The sequence below is a fragment of the Aquimarina discodermiae genome, from assembly GCF_040786235.1.
Lineage (GTDB): Bacteria > Bacteroidota > Bacteroidia > Flavobacteriales > Flavobacteriaceae > Aquimarina.
Map to the genome: position 1 here is coordinate 126306 of NZ_JBFMKP010000006.1, position 20248 is coordinate 146553.

The 20248-nt window shown below is 35.4% G+C and carries 12 protein-coding genes; 6 read left to right on the forward strand and 6 right to left on the reverse strand.

The window, feature by feature from the left end:
* Positions 1-116 precede the first annotated feature (116 nt).
* The 3 genes from ABW636_RS05310 (at position 117) to ABW636_RS05320 (ending at position 2320) form a co-directional block, all read left to right on the forward strand.
* Positions 117-1031 (forward strand): transporter, encoded by a 915-nt coding sequence (locus ABW636_RS05310; protein WP_367588918.1) that lies wholly within the window; start codon positions 117-119, stop codon positions 1029-1031.
* A 301-nt stretch (positions 1032-1332) separates the two neighbouring features.
* On the forward strand, positions 1333-1503 hold the full coding sequence (locus tag ABW636_RS05315; RefSeq protein ID WP_367588919.1) for a T9SS type A sorting domain-containing protein: 171 nt from the start codon (positions 1333-1335) through the stop codon (positions 1501-1503).
* Positions 1504-1813: 310 nt separating this feature from the next.
* The gene (locus tag ABW636_RS05320; protein ID WP_367588920.1) at positions 1814-2320 is read left to right on the forward strand and encodes a YciI family protein; all 507 of its coding nucleotides are present in this window, start codon (positions 1814-1816) and stop codon (positions 2318-2320) included.
* Between the two features lie 4 nt (positions 2321-2324).
* On the opposite strand, the gene pbpC is transcribed toward ABW636_RS05320, so the two are convergent.
* Positions 2325-4679: a penicillin-binding protein 1C gene (gene pbpC / locus ABW636_RS05325; RefSeq protein ID WP_367588921.1), complete on the reverse strand. Its 2355-nt coding sequence runs from the start codon at positions 4677-4679 to the stop codon at positions 2325-2327.
* Positions 4680-4887: 208 nt separating this feature from the next.
* Between pbpC and ABW636_RS05330 the strand changes: the two genes are divergently transcribed.
* Positions 4888-5424 carry a superoxide dismutase family protein gene (locus ABW636_RS05330; RefSeq protein WP_367588922.1) on the forward strand — a complete coding sequence of 179 codons (537 nt, stop codon included), beginning with the start codon at positions 4888-4890 and terminating at the stop codon, positions 5422-5424.
* Between the two features lie 116 nt (positions 5425-5540).
* Here the strand turns inward: ABW636_RS05330 and ABW636_RS05335 are convergent, their stop codons facing one another.
* Entirely contained in the window at positions 5541-5843 is a 303-nt protein-coding gene (locus tag ABW636_RS05335; protein ID WP_367588923.1) for an antibiotic biosynthesis monooxygenase family protein, read from the reverse strand.
* A 353-nt stretch (positions 5844-6196) separates the two neighbouring features.
* Here ABW636_RS05335 and ABW636_RS05340 point away from each other — a divergent pair, with 353 nt between their 5' ends.
* Positions 6197-6487, forward strand: a complete 291-nt coding sequence (locus ABW636_RS05340) for a hypothetical protein (protein ID WP_367588924.1) — start codon at positions 6197-6199, stop codon at positions 6485-6487.
* A 223-nt stretch (positions 6488-6710) separates the two neighbouring features.
* On the opposite strand, the gene ABW636_RS05345 is transcribed toward ABW636_RS05340, so the two are convergent.
* Entirely contained in the window at positions 6711-12236 is a 5526-nt protein-coding gene (locus ABW636_RS05345) for an alpha-2-macroglobulin family protein (protein WP_367588925.1), read from the reverse strand.
* 175 nt (positions 12237-12411) lie between these two features.
* On the opposite strand from ABW636_RS05345, the gene ABW636_RS05350 reads away from it, so the two are divergent.
* Positions 12412-12603, forward strand: a complete 192-nt coding sequence (locus ABW636_RS05350) for a hypothetical protein (RefSeq protein WP_367588926.1) — start codon at positions 12412-12414, stop codon at positions 12601-12603.
* Positions 12604-12705: 102 nt separating this feature from the next.
* Here the strand turns inward: ABW636_RS05350 and ABW636_RS05355 are convergent, their stop codons facing one another.
* From ABW636_RS05355 to ABW636_RS05365, 3 genes are all read right to left on the reverse strand, one after another.
* The gene (locus tag ABW636_RS05355; RefSeq protein ID WP_367588927.1) at positions 12706-13776 is read right to left on the reverse strand and encodes an isoaspartyl peptidase/L-asparaginase family protein; all 1071 of its coding nucleotides are present in this window, start codon (positions 13774-13776) and stop codon (positions 12706-12708) included.
* A 65-nt stretch (positions 13777-13841) separates the two neighbouring features.
* On the reverse strand, positions 13842-14810 hold the full coding sequence (locus tag ABW636_RS05360; protein WP_367588928.1) for a toll/interleukin-1 receptor domain-containing protein: 969 nt from the start codon (positions 14808-14810) through the stop codon (positions 13842-13844).
* 287 nt (positions 14811-15097) lie between these two features.
* Positions 15098-19771 (reverse strand): spondin domain-containing protein, encoded by a 4674-nt coding sequence (locus ABW636_RS05365; protein WP_367588929.1) that lies wholly within the window; start codon positions 19769-19771, stop codon positions 15098-15100.
* Between the last annotated feature and the right edge of the window lie 477 nt (positions 19772-20248).

Below are 20248 nucleotides of genomic sequence, written 5' to 3' on the forward strand. Positions count from 1 at the left end.
CTAGCTTAAACTTTAACATTATAGCTGTTTTTTTAGTTTATTTTTAACTTTTTCGATAGTAAGGTAAGGTGATTCAGTTGCGACTAAAGCGCTCGATTAACTTAAATCTTAAATCAATGTCACACAAATCTAAAACAGCTCTTTTAGGAGCTGTAATGGTTGTATTTGTCTTTTTAACAACCTCTGCTCAAACTCCTTTAAACGGGTTTTTCAACAAACAAAACGATTTAACAATAGCTGTTTCTTACGCTAGTAAAAGTTTTGAGAATTTTTATAGGGGTAAAGAACTTACGCCTGGAAATCCAGCAGGGATGGGAAAAATATCTTCAAACATCTATAGCCTTTATGCAGAATACTGTGTATCAGACTGGTTATCTACCACTGCTACACTTCCTTATATTACTCTAGAAAACGAAAACAATGTACCTGATCCAGTTCACCAAGAAAGTGAAATCAATAGCTTGCAGGACCTAAGTTTGTTTGTAAAAGCAAGGGCTTTTAAAAAACAATTCGAAAACAATGCTGAATTTACTTTTGGAGGTACCTTAGGAACATCTGTACCTGTAGGAGGTTATGAAGAAAGAGGGATTCTTTCTATTGGTAATGGTGCTATTGCCGTTGATGGCGGAGCTATTGCTCAATATAAAACCGCATCTAATCTCTTCTTAGAGTTACAAGCGCTATATAGTTTTAGGAACAACATAAACCCTGATCACGATTTAGATGTTCCAAATGCCTTATTATATAGTGCCAAGCTAGGATATTATAATAAATGGTTCTATGCACATGCCAAAATAGGAATACAAAATTCTTTAAGTGGATATGATATTGGAACTCCAGAATTTGTTGATGGAGGAGGCCCCGCTGGGTTACCTCAGACAGAAGTAGATTATGCTACTGCCTTTTTTGATGTTTATGTTCCTTTCCATAAATCTTTTGGAATTTCTGGAGGATATGCAGTAAACATGACGGGTAGGAACCAAAATAGAGATTCAGGATTTTCTGTAGGAGTCGTATATAAAGCAAATTAAGAAAACAGAACTTTATTTGTTGTATAACATTTTATCCTCTGTCTTAAAAAAAACAGAGGATTTTTTAAGACAGAGGATTTTTTATTTTACATTACCCCTAATATTGCACTTTATGTATCAATAAACACCTTTTATACAATTAAACATGTCGTTTATGTAAAATCTGCTAAACAAGCTATATATTCTTCCTAGCTTTACTATAACAAAACAACAGGATTAAGGGCTTGTAAAAGCCAATGTCAAAAATACTGATGTAGACATATTTTTTACGATTAGCCTAAACCCTATTAAAAACTGAAGATTGCAAATCCAAACTCAAAACTTTGATTTTAAAACCTATAAAATTATCAATATGCTAGGGCAAACCGTGCAAAAAGGCTCTTTTAACCATCAGATTAACATAGATAACTTAAAAACCAGTTTTTACCTATTAAATATCGATACCATCAATAAACGTTTTCTAATCGAATAGTTATTATTGAATATTTCATCCTATCGATATTTAAGCACACCCTGAAAGTACTTTCAGGGTGTTTTATTATAAAAAATGAACACCTAAAAGTAGATATCAACCAGAACTAGTTTCCGGTTCTGATCATACGTTATTGCTTATGACCGTAGCTAGATTCCGAAATAAATTCGGAATGACATTAAGAATAACATACGTATACAAACAGACCATCATATAAAAATTGAATTCAAAAAATAGGTTAAGCTAGTTAACCGTTATTTTCTTTTAAAAATCACTATTTTAACTTCGAAAACAACCAAAATCGTAACTCATGAAAAATCTATTATTATTGCTTGTTTTGCTTTTCTTATTTGCCTGTCAGCAACAACAGGAAATAACAGAACCTAAAGATACTTCTACCACAGAAACACCTAAAAAAGAAACTAAGCCTTCTGTAAAATTGATTAAGGAAAAACTAAAAAAAGACGGTTTCCAGATATTTGATTATGTCGATGAGGAAACAGGTGATACAGTGATCATGCAACAATACTTTATCGCATTTTTGAAAAGAGGTAGGAATCGATCTCAAAACAAGGAAGAAACAGATAGTCTTCAAAATCTACATCTGGCACATCTGGGAGAAATGTACAAAAAAGGATATGCCGATATTTCCGGACCTTTTGGTGATGATGGAGACATTAGAGGAATTACTATTTATAATACACCTACTCAAGAAATGGCCGATAGTCTTGCCAATGCAGATCCTATGGTAAAAGCGGATCGTTTGGTTATAGAAATACACCCATGGTGGGCGGCAAAAGGGTTCCCTTTACGATAATCTACTATTCTTTTATTTCAATTTTACGTTTTAATTCGTTTCCTTTTTCGTCCAGAACTGTAATTAGATGTACTCCTATCTTTGGAGAAACTGCTATTTCATGAAATTGTAATGTTGTTCCAACAAATTGATCATCAATATACCAAAATACGGTAGTTTCTGGATTTATATGGGCAATTTTAAGAACAACCTCGTTTGCTTTACCATCAAATCCCTTGGGTAGATATACACTGCTATTGGGTTTCGGAAAAATGAAGTCCATCGGTGTTTCTTTCTCTTTAATACAACCCTCTCTATAGGGAGGTAAAGAGCGATAGGTTGCGTTATTTGATTTGAAAAAATATTCCTGCAAGGGAGGTAACACAAACCAGGATTCATGAACCATACTCGATACCTGTTCGCAAGAAGAGTTTACCCGATATTTTTTTTGTTGATCCAGGTGTACCATTCGATGATATGGACAATGTTGTCCTTTTGCTCCCAACGGTGGAACATATATATTTTTTTGAGGACATTCATTACTCGCCAGAAAACCACTTTTTGTACAAACGGTAACTGCCGTCAAATCATCATAAGGTATAGGAAACCAATTCGCATTAGGTAACAAATTAAACACATCAAAAAGTACGGGAGCAGCAGCATTAATACCTGTTAGTTCGGGTCTCCCCTCTCCATCAGCATTACCAACCCAAACTCCTATAACATGTTTGCTACTGGCACCTATAGCCCAGGCATCTCTATTACCAAAACTAGTTCCTGTTTTCCAGGCAATCTCTCTAGAGGAGTCATAAAATTCCCATGCTTCGTCTTCAGAAGGCCTGTTCACTTTTTTCATAGCCTCAAAAGCCAACCATATACTTCCTGCTCCATATAGTTTTTTTTGTTTTCTTTTTTTTCCAAAATCAACCTTTTCAGTTTTATGAATAACTGGATTCATAAACTCATTTTCGAAATACATTCCCGAGGATTTCTGATAATGCTTTAAAGTACTGGCCAAACCACTATATGTTTTACACAAATCCCAAAGGTTTCCTTCTGCTCCTCCTACAATCAGTGACAATCCATAATGATCTCCACTATATCGTATATCTCTAATTTGAAAAGAATTTAGCTCATCTCTAAAACGCTGCAAGCCATATTGCTGCAACAACCTAACGGCAGGAATATTAAGCGAACGTGCCAATGCTCTTGTTGCTGGCACTGCTCCGTTATAAGATTCATCATAATTCTCTGGTGTATATCCCGCAATAGTTGTGGGAATATCTGCTACCAGTTGTTCGGGTAGCAGCTCCCCTTTATCCATCATCGCGGTATATAAAAACGGTTTTAAAACACTACCTGTACTACGTGGTGCCATAATAATATCTACATCCTTTTGATGTCCCCTATCGGTTGAAGTGTTTCCTATATAAGATAGCACTTTTCTGGTATCAATATCAATGATCAAAACTGCCATATTATGCACCTCGTTTTGCGACTGTATTTCATAGTGTTTTGCAACAATTTGATTGACTTGTTTTTGTAATAGTAAATCAATATTGGTTTGTACTCTTTTACCTTCTTGTTTCTTTGTCACTCGATGTAACAAATGAGGTGCTATCTGCGGTAAAGGATATGGTTTTTGGGGTAATGATTCGCTAATAGACAATTCATAGGTTAGAGAATCGATTGTCTTTTGTTGTAAAAGTGTTTTTAAAAGCCGGTTTCTCTTTTGCAATAATCTCGTATGATTTTTTCCAGGGTAAATCAATGAAGGTGCATTTGGTAATACAGCCAATGTAGCACATTCTGACCATGATAATTGAGATGCTGGTAATCCAAAATAACGCCAGGCGGCCATATCAATTCCCACTACATTTCCGCCAAAAGGAGCATGAGATGCATATAATTTTAGAATGTTTTCTTTTGAGGTACCTATCTCTAATCGGGTGGCAAGTATTAATTCCTTAAATTTTTCGACATATGTTCTTTTCTTTCCCTTTCTAATCAAGCGAATTACTTGTTGGGTAATTGTACTACCGCCTCTTACCACGGTTCCTGCTTTTATATTATCCCTTATTGCTTGCAACATAGCCACAGGATTAAACCCAGGATGTCTATAAAACTGTTGGTCTTCAAAAGCAATAATGCAAGCCTTAAATTTTTTGGGAACACACTCTGTTTCTGGAAATCGCCATTGTCCATCTGCTGCAATTTTTGCCCCTAATAATTCTCCATTAGCTGTTTCTAACACCGTTGCCGTTGGATCGTTAAATAATGGATTGGGTAATGAAAAATAATACCATATACATACTGCCCCAATAACAATAAAACGTTTGGGATGTCTCAATATATATTCTAATTGTTTATTCGCTATCATTCTTTGATCAAATGTACCTATAAGCAATGACACATGCTATTTAAATCAAACCCTAGACTTACTTTATAGTAAACGAATTTACTCTTTTAAAAAAAATCATAGGATAAATCTATGAAAACATGGTTAAAGTTTGTATAAAAATCTAGTTCTTAAAACGGGGAATTTGTAACTTATATACACCACATTAATAACTTAAAACCAACTTATTATGAAAAAAGTTTTACACATTTTTGGACTTATTATTTTTTGCTTTTTACTATTCACATCTTGCGATTGTGATGATGACACGGATGAACTAAAAGCGACTGCAATCATTGTTTCGAAAAATGATAGTGGCCTTGTCGGTAATGTCGTGTTTTCTGAAACAGACGGAATTGTAACCATGGTAGCTAATGTTTTCTATGATGGTAGCGGTCATAAAGCAATACACATTCATGAAAAAGGAGATTGCAGCGCTGCCGATGGTACTTCTGCAGGTGGACACTGGAACCCTACCAATGTATCTCACGGAGCCTGGGGTTCAGATTCTTTTCATATTGGAGATATTGGAAATATCGTTGTTAGTCGTAATGGTCATGGGAGTATCGAAAGAAAAACAGATTTATGGTGTATTGGTTGTGATGATGAAACCAAGAACATTTTAGGTAAAGCAATCATTATTCACGAAGGTCCCGATGATTTTTCTTCTCAGCCCTCTGGTGCTGCAGGGCCTAGAATTGGATGTGGTGAAATCCTTAAAAACTAAATTTCATCAAAGAAACAACTCTGTTTATCCTCAATTGGATTAATTTCTAAAGCTTTAATCCAATTGAGGTCATTTGTGAAGAATAATACCATTCTTTCTTCAAAATAATATTTACCTTATAAACCATTTCTAAGTACAGACTCATAATGTTGTACAACCGGAAAAGGATCATAAAAATGATGTAATAATTTTTTCCAGTCCTGGTATTCTGCAGATTTTCTAAAGCCTATTTCATGGTCTTCAAGGGTTTCCCACTCTACAAGAAGCAGGTATTTATCCTTCTCTTCTATGCATTTTAAAACATCGTGTCTTATATATCCTTTCATAGAAGAAATGATTTTTTGAGCTTCTTTAAAAGTTTCCTCAAAAGTCTTTGATTGATCTGGCTTAATATTTAAAATTGCTTGTTCTAATATCATCTTGTTAACTTCTTAAGTACATTTATATACTTTTCAAAAGTAACGGTCTATTTTAAAAAAAACACTTGTAATTCTGCACGGTTTTCAAAATACTTTAACAACGCTTGAATATCAATTTTATACGCTAGAGATTAAAAATTTTACGCTCAAGGTATTTTCTAGAAATTCACTCATTTAATTTCTCAATTTTGAATTGTCGACGATATATAAATTATGTATCAACAGACAAAAATTATATAATCAAAAGCATCATTTTTCGATTGGGTAGCTACAATACGATTTTGATTATATGAGGGTCGAATCCGAAAAGCCTATATAAAAGAGAGTAGGAATATCTATTAAAACCAAATATTATGAGTAATACAATAGCACAGGAAGTAATTCCACAGGTAAGTGACGCAGTAAAATCAACCACTAATGACAGACCTTGGGGAACCTTTGGATGTATTGGAACCGCATACGGTAAAATAATTGCAAATTTTCACCCAAGTGGTCAACCCAAAACTTATTACACGGTGGTTGTTCCTGCAAATCTTGAACAGTTTGTTTTGGTAGCTCTTGAGCGCAAATTAACAGTTCTTGCATCTTTTGACGGAGGAATCAAAGCCTATGCCCCAATATCTGATATAGCTATTTATAATTAATCCTTTAACCAACAATTTAGGAAGGATTAATCATTGAGTTATAGTATACTCTTGAAACCCATCGGTATGATTTCATATCATGGGTTTTTCACTTTACTTTTCTATTATTTAGAAAATTCAACCATTCTAAGAGAATCTGTTTTACTAATATTCCTTATTCCAATTTCATTATCCATTTCGACTGTTAAGTTTATACATAAGTAAAGCCTTTATGCCTTAACAACTATTTTACAACCTCAACCCATTTTCCTTGGTTTCTTACAAAATAATCATAATCGTACATGGCTTCACATTGTACTCCTGGCAAATAATAGCTCCCTAAATAAGAGGCGTTTAATAAAAGTGTTACTTTTTTGCTTTCCCTTGGTTTTAAATCAAAGTAAAAATTAACACGATCATCACGTATATCAGTATGTGTTACTTTATTAGCTTTAAACGATCCAAAATCAGTAAAACGTGTATTTACGACCTCCCATCCAGAGGGGAAAATTTCTGTCAAAGCAATATCTTTTACTTCAGATCCAGAAGCGTTTGTAATGGTAACCTCTGCCACAAAATCGGTGCCCTGTGATAGTTTAGAAACGTTAATAATTTTACCATCGCGATTTTTATAGTCTACGATCACATTTAACCCACGTTGAACTGTTTTCTCTTTTCCTACGGGTAGAATTCCATTGGCAGTAATCTGTACAAAAATGGTATTATCCTTATTATTTTTTACGACTAGTTTATTGTTTTCTAGTAAAACAACTTCTCCTGAAGTTGCTATTGCTCGTTCTGTATTAATGGTGGTTGTATTACCATTTAATGTATAGTTTACCTCAACACCTTTTCCTCCTACAAAACTTGCATATTTGGCCATCGCCAATAGTCCATATGCAGTGGTTTGTGTACTCATCCATTTTTTTGAAGACATTTCTTTTGCCAGTGTTACGGCTACTTTCTGTGCTTTGTCTTTTTGATTTAAAGCAATAAGCGTTTCTAAAGCCATTGCCCGATTGCGATTTACAGAGCCATAGGTCCATCTATTACTTCTTCTTACTGCAAAATCGATCGTTGATTTATTCAGTAGTTGATTTGCCGCTTTTTCTTTTCCGATCAACCCATAAGCAGCGGCTAATCTCAATCTGGCGTCATTTGACAAACCGGGCATCTCTCGCAAACGATTCATCGACGATAAGTCTGGACTTCCTGCAAGTGCCAAGGTATATAATCGATAGGCCTGCCCAAGGTCGTTATTATTACTACGCCATCTTTTGGCCCGTTGCTGTTGATAATTGATCCAATTGCTTTTAAACCCAATAGGTAATACATATCCCTGTTTATTGGCTTCTAATAAAAAATGCCCAGCATAACTAGTACCCCAATCATTTGGGTTACTATATCCAGGCCAATAGGACAATCCGCCTGTTGGTTGTATAAATCTTTTCAACTTATAAATAGCCGCTTCTATATGCTTTTGGATTTTCTGTTTCTTTTCTGAAGAAATACTAAAAACTTCACTTAAGTAAAGCTGAGGAAACGCCGCAGAAGTCGTCTGTTCTATGCATCCATGTGGATAGCGAATCAGCGATTGTAATCTACTTTCAAAATTCATGGGAGGTAAAGAAGATAGTTCTATTATAGCACTATTACTACCTTTGATTCCGAAGGAGGCAAAATCTACTTCCTGATTACCATTTGGGTCCACCACCACCGAAATTAGTTCGGTAGTCACTGGATTTGGATTCACAATATTAATTGGTGTATTATACGATGCTTTTTCGCCGTTGCCCTTGGCAATTACTTCTATATCGGTAATTGATGCCCCATCAAGCACTTCGATATCAAAATATACCATTTTCTCATCTGGTTGCGAAAATGACAAACTTTGTTGTGTTTCTCCTACTACTTTAAACCCTTTATTTGGTTTTAAAGTAACAGTTACATTTTTGACCTTATTCTCCATTGCAAAAACCGTAACTGGTATGGTCACTTTTTCGCCCGGAGTTATTTTTCTAGGAATCGAAGTCAATACCATGAGTGGTTTACGAACTGGGGTTGTCTTTTCTACTTTACCATAAGCTGCTTTATCGGCATCTGAAGCTACAATCATGGTTCGTACAGATCCAATATATTTAGGAATATTAATCTTATGTGTTCGTGTTTCTCCTTTTTTTAGTTCAAAAGGTCCTTTATAGATTACCATGGGTTTAAATCGATTGGCTTTTTTTGAACTGCTACCTCCTGCTTCTGCGTCTCCACCAATTGCAAAAATTTGATTTATGCTACCCCCATAAGCTCCTATCACGTCATCATAAATATCCCAAGTTTTTACGCCCAAGGCTTCTCTGGCATAAAAATTATTCCAGGGGCTTGGAGTTTTATAGCGGGTTAGATCCAACAGTCCTTCATCTACCATAGCAATCGAATACGTCATGGGTTTGCCCTTGCTTTCTCCCACTTTTAAGGTAATTGTCTGTTCTGGCTGCAATACATCGGGCATCGTTATAGTAGGTACAATGCGTGTGTCTGGATTTTCGACAGAAATTGGTACCACGCCATACAAACGTATTGGCAAATCATTTGTTGTAGTGTTATGAGGTTGCAACAGCGTAATATGAATATAAACATTAGGAGTATAAATTGCTTCTATGGGTAGTTCGAATTTGGTTTCTCCTTTTTGAGGTAACACCCACTGCGACGATAATACCTCTGTCCCATTTTCTACAGTAACCAATGCTCTTCCTCCTATACTCGAAGGAAAAGTAACCATTGCTTTTTCTCCAACAGAATATGTGTTTTTATCGGTAGAAAACAATAACATAGTCGCGGCAGATGGATCATTTTTTCGTGATTTACCTGCCCATCCAGGCCAATCGATATACATTATTTTTCCGGTGGCATGTCCGCCATTTGGATCTACCACACGTACTAGGTATCTACCCCACTCTGGGTATTTTAGTTCAAACTTAAAGTTTGCTTTACCACTACTATTTGTAGTCACCTTTGTCCTAAACACTTCATCTCTATGCGTACCTCTATTATAAGTAGATAAATTATCATCAGAAGAGTCCCACCACCATTTCCAATCGACTTTATAAATGAAAACTTCGAGATCTTTGGTAGCAATAGGATTTCCTTTTTTATCAACAGAAATTACATCAAAATTATGTTGGGTATCTGTAAGTAACATTCCTCTCGCTTTATCTCCTTTCGGAACATTTAACCCTATATAAGTATTATAAGGTGAGAAGTCTTTTGAAACTACATCTGTACTAAAATCACCTCCGTTTTCATATACCTTGGTAATAAAAGAAGCTCTTAACATTCCTGCTGCTCTATTATTTAACTGCGGTGTTAATGAAAAACCAACTTTCCCTTCTTCAGAAAGTTTTCCGTTAAATACTTCTTGTTCTTCGGTACCAAATCTTCTGGATGGATCATCAAAGACATAGCTCTGATACTTTTTGAAACTTGTTTTCTTTGCTGTAAATCTAACATTGATATCGGTTTGCAAATTCTTGGCAATTGCCCCATGCAACCATAAGACTTCTAGATTACCGCTACTGCTTTTATCTATTCCCAATACCTCGTCATCAAAAACTGTTTTGATTTTTAATCGATTCGGCTTAATTGTTTCTATTTTTAGTGCTTTGGTAAATTTAGCACCCCCTACATCTACGCTTGCCTGCCAATTTCCTGTGGGAGCCTCTTCTGAGGTGGTTACCACAAACTTGTAAAAATTATTAATCGCTTCGTTGGTTGTTTCCTGATGCACAACTTTACCATATGGATCGCGTAATTCGAATTTTATCGGGTGTTTTGGAGGAAGCTTGTTCGCATTATCATTTAACATAAAAGATAAAAACAAGGTATCTCCCGGACGCCAAACTCCTCTTTCTCCGTATATAAAACCTTTAATTCCTTTTTGCAGATATACTCCTGACACGTCGAACTTGCTAACAGATAAAACGTTTCCATCATTAAGTTTTACATATGTTTGATGTTTTCCTGATCTGGCTACTGCAAAATAAGCAGGTCGATCTGCATCAAAACCTGTCATCCCTTGAGAATCGGTAGTAGCTACTCCCATTTCTTGCTGCTGATAGTTATAAAAAGTCACCTCTACATTACCGATGGGGTTCGTAGTTAGGATATCATTAACGGTAACCATATAGGCATGATTCTCTCCTTTTTTTACCACTACACCAAGGTTAGAAGCCAGGATATTCGCGCTAATTTTTTTATCTCTGTAATACGAATTGCTACAGGGGTCATCTCTTTCTTGCCAATTATAATCATAATAGTCATCATAATAGTATTGTGAGCTGTTCCAGAAACTTGGTTCTTCTTCCTGATCATAATCTGCTACCAATTCTGTAATTGGAGTATCGCTGGCAGCCTCTCCTGTACATTTATACAAGGAGTATGCTTTACGGTAGTCGAGTTCTACTCTATAAATGGCTCCCGGGTCTGGTGTAATTAATTCTTTTAAATCAACCGCAAAAGCATTCCATTTACTTAAATTTAGAGAGGGGTTTTCCTGAAGGTTAATCAGTTTTTTGGCAACCGGTCTAGCTACACTTCTTAGGTTTCCTGATCCATCCAAATTATTATTTTGCAAAAACTGTAATACGTTATTTTCAAAAACTTTAACAACCTGAACTTCTACAGCACGCAGATTAATCGCTTCAAAATTAAATTTAAGATTTTCTGATGTCGGTAAAATCACCCCGCTTTGTAGCAAACGAATTTCTGGATTTGGTTGTTGAAAAGACACCTTTTCTGTATAAGCATTTTTTAATCTGTAGTTATCCTCACTCTGGATTCCTTCGAAAACAGTTACCTCTAATGTACCCTTAAGCTCTTTATTAGGATATACGTTTAATACATTTCCGTTTACGGTATACTTTAAATTTCTTACTCCTGCTATTGTAACTAAGCCGTTAAAATTCTGGTTCTTTTTTAGTGGATCAGAGAAGTTAATTTCAAGGTATTGATTTTCTGCATTCGAAACCGAAACACTCATTACAGAAAAATTATTTTTTCCTGGTACTGAAAGTACGACATCTCCTTCTGTATCAATATCAAACTCTTTTCCAGACCAACTAATCGATACTTCAGAATCTTCTTCGAATCGTTGAATGCTATCAATTCTAAAACTAAATTGTCTACTTGTGTCTACTGACTCACCAAACTTTACACGAATATTTTTTCCTTTTTGACTTGCGGTAATAAGTTGTTTTGCAATATCAAAACTTAACTGATCACTAGTATTAATAGTACCATCGAGATATTGCCAGTCTTTACTATATGATTGTATATTGTCTGTAAGAACAGAAAATTGTTGTTTCAACGTTCTTACTGTAAAAACAAACTCATCATCTAAACCTTCTTCAAGGTCTTCGATTAAATCTTCTAAATCTAACGTAAAAGTGTATACGGTATCTTCTTCGAAACTTTCGTCTGGCTGAAAAGAAATTGTTTTGTTATTAACTGCTACTACTTTTCCTTTTACCCCAGGAGATACAGTAAACAATTTTTTTGATAATTCTTGATTATCATCCCAACCCTGAATAGGGTTTTGCAAGACAACATATACTTTATCTGAAACAGAAATCATTCCTGAAGATACATCGGAAATGTAGGCTCTATATTTATTTAATGTGGAAACATTTTCTTCTGCTAATTCTCTTGGGTCTTTTTTCTTACAGGAAAATAGGAATGTTACACATAGTAACAAACATAGAACTCTTGATACATTCATGAAAGATTGGTTTTAGTTGACTTTATAAATGTAAGCTATTTTTTTTAAGCCTTGTAATGTCACTATTACCTAATCTTCAAAAAAACATCCATCATTATAATATACTGTTAATAAAAAGATTATACCAATCAAAATACATATCTTTAAATTGAATAACACTCTTAAAACCAACAATATGATTCAACAAATTTCTACCCTAGGAAAGATTCTGAGTAAAACACAACAGAAAAAAGTAAAAGGGGGGCACGAACCGGTAGGGGGTTGTCCAGAAGACTACGAATGGAATCCAAGACCTCAAATGAGATGTTGCTGGCATTATAGGTATCAATGTTGCTACGCAACTCCTGAATGTCCTGCTCCTAGATAAAAGAAGTCGTTAAGTGTATTATTAAATTACATCTTATCTTAAAGTACAATATAAACCCTAAAGGCTTCTATACCTTTGGGGTTTTTATATTTTTAGTTGTTACTATTTTTTATAAATCCCAATCACTAGTTCTCCTTCGGCATTCATAGTAGCTCTATACATTCCTGCTGTATTAAACTCCATGGTTACATTTCCCTGGTTATCAATTGCTACAATTCCACCAGTACCACCTAAATTGGTTAGTTTTTTTTGGATTACTTCTTGCGCTGCTTCTTGTAAGGAAACACCTTTATATTCTATCATTGCAGAGATATCATGAGCTACCATACCTCTTATAAAATACTCTCCCCATCCTGTACTGGATACCGCACAAGTAGCATTATTTGCATAAGTCCCTGCTCCTATGATAGGTGAATCACCTATACGATTCCATTTTTTATTGGTCATACCACCTGTCGAAGTACCTGCTACCAAGTTACCATTTTTATCTAATGCCGCACAACCCACGGTCCCAAACTTCGAATCCTTGATAACAGGATCATAAAAAGCTGTAGTTTTATTTGCTTCTTTATTTTTTAATTTCTCCTTTACCTTTTCTAAAGTTTTCATTCTTTCTTCGGTAAAGAAATAGGCCGGATCTACAATTTCGAGACCTCTTCCTTTTGCAAAAAGTGCTGCTCCATCACCAGAAAGCATTACATGCGGAGAATTGATCATTACTTCTCTTGCCAGGTTAATAGGATTTTTAACCGTTTTAACTCCGGCCACGGCACCTGCATTCAAAGTACTTCCATCCATGATAGAAGCATCAAGCTCATTTGTACCTTCGCTTGTAAAAACAGCTCCTTTACCTGCATTAAATAATGGAGAATCTTCTAAAATATTAATTGTTTTCTCTACTGCTTCGAGACTGGTTCCTCCATTCTTAAGAATCGTATGTCCAACCTTTATTGCTTCTTCGAGCTTTGCTTTGTACGCCGCTTCTTTTTCTGGGGTCATATTCTTTTTTAGAATTGTTCCCGCTCCACCATGTAGTACTATTCCAAAATTTTCTCCCTTTTTTACGGTGTTTTGCGTGATAGTTTCTACGCTAGAAATTTCGGTAGTCTCTTTAGGCTGTTCTTTACAAGCCAAAAACACTATAAAGCTTAAAAAAATGAGTATTCGTTGCATGATTTATACTGATTTTGATGAACCCTTTTATACTTTTTTGAGTTGATCAAAACGTATAATAGCGTTCATTTACTATAATCTATTAATGCGATTCTTCCTTGAAAGAACCTAAAGGTTAAATGTATAATATTTCCACCATTATCTTCTATTGTTAAAGATTTATTTAACTCAAAGTTGTATGGCTGATAGGTCCCTCCTTCTATTGCAATATTATCTGCATATAATGACATCACTCCATTTGTACTATGTGGTTCTATGGCCCCTGTTATTCCAGGTATCATCCCAGATTTATTTAGGATCATAGAACCTGTATTTTTTACCTTTTCCATGGTTACTTCTATATCCTGCTTTGGATTAATTTCGGTAAACATAACCGCAGGATATTCTGGATGAGCTATAAGTACCGTATAAAGTTTACGTGTTCGAATTATAAAATGTATCAATCCTTTTTCATCAGAAAACCCTTCGAGGTACGTAGCATTATTTGCCACTAATACTATTTTGGCATTTTTGATTAACTCTTCTTTATCATTGATTACTTTTATAGTAAAAATAAAAGGCTTTGGGCTAACCAGGGTGGTGATTTTAGACCATCTGCTTTTTAAATAAGGTGTTTCTTTTTGTATTTTTTGTTCTATCAAACCGGCAAATTCTTCTGGTGTTTTATTTTCTAAATTAATGTATCCAATTGTTTTTAATACCCCAGGAATCTCCGTATTGTCAAAACGGGCTGGTAATATATATTCTCGACTTTCCTGAAATGCCCTTGCTTGCATAGACACTCTTTCATGATTGGTCCAAAGTTTTTGATTATAAAAAGCTGATATAAACATAACTGTATATCTAGCTTTGTTTTGATAAATTTCTGATAAGTATTCATATAAGTTCTTACCCCATAAATTTGTTTCTTCAAACACATCATAAAACACTCTTACACCTCTTATTTTCAAGGTATTTGCAACTTCCTCTACATATGCTCTATTCTCTCCGGCAAAAGAAAGAGCTACATCATATTCATAGTTCTTGTTATTCATCACTGACCTCTTTTTCCTTTAACCTAAAACCGACTAATTTCTTGTAAATATTTCTACTACAAAATTACTTTCTTTATTTGGAATATTTCCATTTATGATAGGAAAAATTCCAACAAAAAAATTACTTTTAAACCGTAATAAAGAACCTAAACACATGTAAAACAAATAGGTATAAAAAAGTTTTAAAAAAATCGAATTTAATCCGTTTAGACAATGTGATATTACCAACAAAAAAAAGACTGCCTTTTTTGGCAGTCTTTTTAAAATCATCATTTATAAAACTATTGTTATTGTTTGATCACTTGTAAAGTTGAAGAGTCGGTATTTGTTACTACTTTCACAAAATATGCTCCAGGTCTTCTTAATTGACCCTTTAACTCAAAACTACCTGGGTTTTTAGTATAACTTCGAGAGAATACTTGTTTTCCTAATACATCATATATTTCAACGGTAAATGTATCGCTACTTAATTTAGAAACGTCAATTGTAAGTTGATTGTTAAATGGATTTGGGAAAGCACTTAATCTTCCTATCTCACCAGATTTTTTAGTTCCTGAAGGTCTTTTTGCTATCAAACTTTCTCCTGCTTTGGTATTGTATGCATAGTCTGTAATGGTATAAGACCTACCATCATTTGTTACTGTGGCATATAACCATCCATAGTGAGTTGCTCCTTTTATTTTAAAGCTAAATCCAATATATCCAGATTTTCCATTCCAATTGGTATAGGAAGTTGAGCTTACTACAAAACTATGATTCTCAAAAGTGAAATCACTAGAAGCACCTACTTGAGTCCCTTCTGCAATAACGGTTACATTATTGGTATTTCCTTCTGTTACCAAACTTTTTCCATACGTTACCAATCGAAGTATATTTCCTGAGAACCATGGTCCAAAATATCTTGAATCTCCTACTTCTATCTGAAAAGGTGACCATATGTTTGACGAACTTACTGTTTTATCAGCTATATCAACATATACAACATTATCGTCATTTATTTCGCAAGGAGCACAAGAACCGCCGCAATCTACACCTGTCTCATCTCCATTTTGAATACCATCTGTACATGTTGGAGTTGGATCTGTTTCCATTCCAATCACAACGGTATAATCTTCTACCTCACCAAATCTAAAAGACTCACATGCGGTTGGAATACCATTGTACTTCATAGATATTCTCATTCGAGTACTACCTTCTTTGGCATTGTCAGGAACTACAAAAGTGCCACTTACTACTGAGTCTGTTGATGGAGATTTACTCCATACCTGTTCCCCACTATCCGTAAAATCACCATCTTGGTTGTAATCGATCCAAACACTATATGCTTCTCTATAAATTACTCCTGCCCATTTTGGGGTAATGGTTATCGTATTAGACGTTCCCGTCGATAAATTGGTTGTCATCGAAGTGAAATCACTATAACCATTTACCGATCCAGCACTTGAATTATTTATTGTTCCTAATTGAACATTGCTAATATATTCGTCTACCGTAGTATTAGAACTTGACTCACAATACACAACGGTACTACAAGGCTCACAAGAACCACCACAATCAACTCCAGTTTCATCTCCATTCTGGATACCATCATTACATGTAGGGTCTGGTACAGAGGATTCTCTGATAACCGTAATCGAGTTGTCTGAAAGATCATACGTTCCTGTAGCTAAGCCTGTATCTGCAATGTTTTTTCCGGTAATTGCAAGCTCTCCATTATATGAAATACCATATACCCGACAAGTTCCTGCCGGTGCTGGCTCAAAATCATTAGAAACATCATTGTTTGTTAGAATATTTCCTGAACCATCAGTAATGATATACGTATAATTTGCCGTAGCAGTACTGGTAGTTGCAAAACTAATCACATCGGCAATACCATCGCCAACAGTAATCGTTACTTCTGTTTGATTATCTGTAGTAGAGACCATACCTCCTTCTACGGCTGGTGGAGCTGCTTCTCTGATAACCGTAATCGAGTTATCTGAAAGATCATACGTTCCTGTAGCTAAGCCTGTATCTGCAATGTTCTTACCGGTAATTGCAAGCTCGCCATTATATGAAATACCATATACTCTGCAAGTTCCTGCCGGTGCAGGCTCAAAATCATTAGAAACATCATTGTTTGTTAGAATATTTCCTGAATCATCAGTAATAATATATGTATAATTTGCCGTAGCTGTACTTGTGGTTCCAAAACTAATTACATCGGCAATACCATCGCCAACAGTAATCGTTACTTCTGTTTGATTATCTGTAGTAGAGACCATACCTCCTTCTACGGCTGGTGGAGCTGCTTCTCTGATAACCGTAATCGAGTTATCTGAAAGATCATACGTTCCTGTAGCTAAGCCTGTATCTGCAATGTTCTTACCGGTAATTGCAAGCTCGCCATTGTAAGAGATACCATATACTCTACAAGTTCCTGCCGGTGCTGGTTCAAAATCATTAGAAACATCATTGTTTGTCAGAATATTTCCTGAACCATCAGTAATGATATACGTATAATTTGCCGTAGCAGTACTGGTAGTTGCAAAACTAATAACATCGGCAATACCATCACCAACAGTAATCGTTACTTCGGTTTGATTATCTGTAGTAGAGACCATACCTCCTTCTACAGCTGGTGGAGCTGCTTCTCTGATAACTGTAATCGAGTTGTCTGAAAGATCATACGTTCCTGTAGCTAAGCCAGTATCTGCAATGTTTTTTCCGGTAATTGCAAGCTCACCATTATATGAAATACCATATACTCTACAAGTTCCTGCCGGTGCTGGCTCAAAATCATTAGAAACATCATTGTTTGTTAAAATGTTTCCTGAACCATCAGTAATAATATATGTATAATTTGCCGTAGCTGTACTTGTGGTTCCAAAACTAATTACATCGGCAATACCATCGCCAACAGTAATCGTTACTTCGGTTTGATTATCTGTAGTAGATACCATTCCGCCTTCTACTGCCGGTGGAGCTGCTTCTCTGATAACCGTAATCGAGTTATCTGAAAGATCATACGTTCCTGTAGCTAAGCCTGTATCTGCAATGTTCTTACCGGTAATTGCAAGCTCGCCATTATATGAAATACCATATACTCTGCAAGTTCCTGCCGGTGCTGGTTCAAAATCATTAGAAACATCATTGTTTGTTAGAATATTTCCTGAACTATCAGTAATGATATACGTATAATTTGCAGTAGCTGTACTTGTGGTTGCAAAACTAATTACATCGGCAATACCATCGCCAACAGTAATTGTTACTTCTGTTTGATTATCTGTAGTAGAGACCATTCCGCCTTCTACGGCTGGTGGAGTAGCTTCTCTGATAACCGTAATTGAGTTGTCTGAAAGATCATACGTTCCTGTAGCTAAGCCTGTATCTGCAATGTTCTTACCGGTAATTGCAAGCTCGCCATTGTAAGAGATACCATATACTCTACAAGTTCCTGCCGGTGCTGGCTCAAAATCATTAGAAACATCATTGTTTGTTAAAATATTTCCTGAACTATCAGTAATGATATACGTATAATTTGCCGTAGCGGTACTGGTAGTTGCAAAACTAATAACATCGGCAATACCATCACCAACAGTAATTGTTACTTCGGTTTGATTATCTGTAGTAGAGACCATTCCTCCTTCTACGGCTGGTGGAGCTGCTTCTCTGATAACCGTAATCGAGTTGTCTGAAAGATCATACGTTCCTGTAGCTAAGCCTGTATCTGCAATGTTCTTACCGGTAATTGCAAGCTCTCCATTGTAAGAGATACCATATACTCTACAAGTTCCTGCCGGTGCTGGCTCAAAATCATTAGAAACATCATTGTTTGTTAGAATATTTCCTGAACCATCAGTAATAATATATGTATAATTTGCCGTAGCAGTACTGGTAGTTGCAAAACTAATTACATCGGCAATACCATCGCCAACAGTAATCGTTACTTCGGTTTGATTATCTGTAGTAGATACCATTCCGCCTTCTACTGCCGGTGGAGCTGCTTCTCTGATAACCGTAATCGAGTTGTCTGAAAGATCATACGTTCCTGTAGCTAAGCCTGTATCTGCAATATTCTTACCAGTAATAGCTAACTCGCCATTATATGAAATACCATATACTCTGCAAGTTCCTGCTGGTGCTGGCTCAAAATCATTAGAAACATCATTGTTTGTTAGAATATTTCCTGAACCATCGGTAATGATATACGTATAATTTGCTGTAGCAGTACTTGTGGTTGCAAAACTAATTACATCGGCAATACCATCGCCAACAGTAATCGTTACTTCTGTCTGATTATCTGTAGTAGATACTATACCACCTTCCACTACTGGTGGAATATTTTTTCTGGTAAAAACAAGCGTTCCTATTTTTTGAGAATTGAAAGGTGCTATGCCTCTTAAACTTGATATACGTTCCTGTGGGTTCGTAGCAGGATTATTAAGACTATACGAATTCCCCTCTTCTGTACCTGCATCATATGGAAAAATATCCATTGTAATTTCAGAAATCCATTGATTATTAGCATCAAGCAAGGAAACACTGTTTACTGCTATAAACCAATCTGGACTGGGCGCAATCATAGATGCTAATGTAATCAAGGGAAAATTAGCATCGATTTGTAAATCGCTAATTGTAATGGTTCTTCCAGAGCCATTAAAAAATAAATCAGGGCCATTAATAAATTGATCTGCATTGTTTGCATTAATGGCACTACTTACTTCGTTAGAAAATTGCCCATTAGATCCAAGTTCTGCTACTAGTTCGACACCCGGAGTTGCAAAACCTCCCATTTCAAGAAAGGTAACGTTACTATTATGCGCAGCTCCCACTAATCTTGTAAAATGCGCATTATTGGGTAATGGTCCATGTGCCTCCCAATTACTCGTAAAAACGATGTCATAAGTCGCTGTTGTCTGGCCATATGCTGTAAGCGCAAGCATAAATAGAAAGACCTTAAGAAATAACTTTCTCATTGAGTTAGAGTTTAAAATGTGTGAATACTTATTTTAATACTAGTTACTTATTAAAATACACCAAAGAGGGGGGAACTACATTTATTTAATGCTTCAGATTACTCTTTGTTTAAGAGCAAAAAAATTAAGTTTGAATGCTAAAAAATTAATGAACAAGTTTAGTTAGTTTATTTCAATTGATAATTAGTATAAGTCAGAGTCTTTATCGCAACCTTACACTAAACCTTACACTCTAATATGTTAAAAAAAAGTTAATTAAAATCATAATCACATAAAACACAGACAATCCATTGTCAAACCACCATTATAACTCACAAATTGTAAGTAAAATAACACAATTCTTTTACTCGACATTTTTTACAAACACCTAATTAAATGTGATTTTCTACACTATATACACTGAAACATACCGTTCATACAATTATCGATCAAAAATCTAAATTTATTGACTAGTTTTAGTTTAAACTTAAAGAGCTA

What these genes read in the sequence shown, in the direction of transcription:
- ABW636_RS05310 (WP_367588918.1), top strand. Translation starts at nt 117, where the DNA reads ATGTCACACAAATCTAAAACAGCTCTTTTAGGAGCTGTAATGGTTGTA.
- ABW636_RS05320 (WP_367588920.1), top strand. Translation starts at nt 1,814, where the DNA reads ATGAAAAATCTATTATTATTGCTTGTTTTGCTTTTCTTATTTGCCTGT.
- pbpC (WP_367588921.1), bottom strand. Translation starts at nt 4,679, where the DNA reads ATGATAGCGAATAAACAATTAGAATATATATTGAGACATCCCAAACGT.
- ABW636_RS05330 (WP_367588922.1), top strand. Translation starts at nt 4,888, where the DNA reads ATGAAAAAAGTTTTACACATTTTTGGACTTATTATTTTTTGCTTTTTA.
- ABW636_RS05335 (WP_367588923.1), bottom strand. Translation starts at nt 5,843, where the DNA reads ATGATATTAGAACAAGCAATTTTAAATATTAAGCCAGATCAATCAAAG.
- ABW636_RS05340 (WP_367588924.1), top strand. Translation starts at nt 6,197, where the DNA reads ATGAGTAATACAATAGCACAGGAAGTAATTCCACAGGTAAGTGACGCA.
- ABW636_RS05345 (WP_367588925.1), bottom strand. Translation starts at nt 12,236, where the DNA reads ATGAATGTATCAAGAGTTCTATGTTTGTTACTATGTGTAACATTCCTA.
- ABW636_RS05350 (WP_367588926.1), top strand. Translation starts at nt 12,412, where the DNA reads ATGATTCAACAAATTTCTACCCTAGGAAAGATTCTGAGTAAAACACAA.
- ABW636_RS05355 (WP_367588927.1), bottom strand. Translation starts at nt 13,776, where the DNA reads ATGCAACGAATACTCATTTTTTTAAGCTTTATAGTGTTTTTGGCTTGT.
- ABW636_RS05360 (WP_367588928.1), bottom strand. Translation starts at nt 14,810, where the DNA reads ATGAATAACAAGAACTATGAATATGATGTAGCTCTTTCTTTTGCCGGA.
- ABW636_RS05365 (WP_367588929.1), bottom strand. Translation starts at nt 19,771, where the DNA reads ATGAGAAAGTTATTTCTTAAGGTCTTTCTATTTATGCTTGCGCTTACA.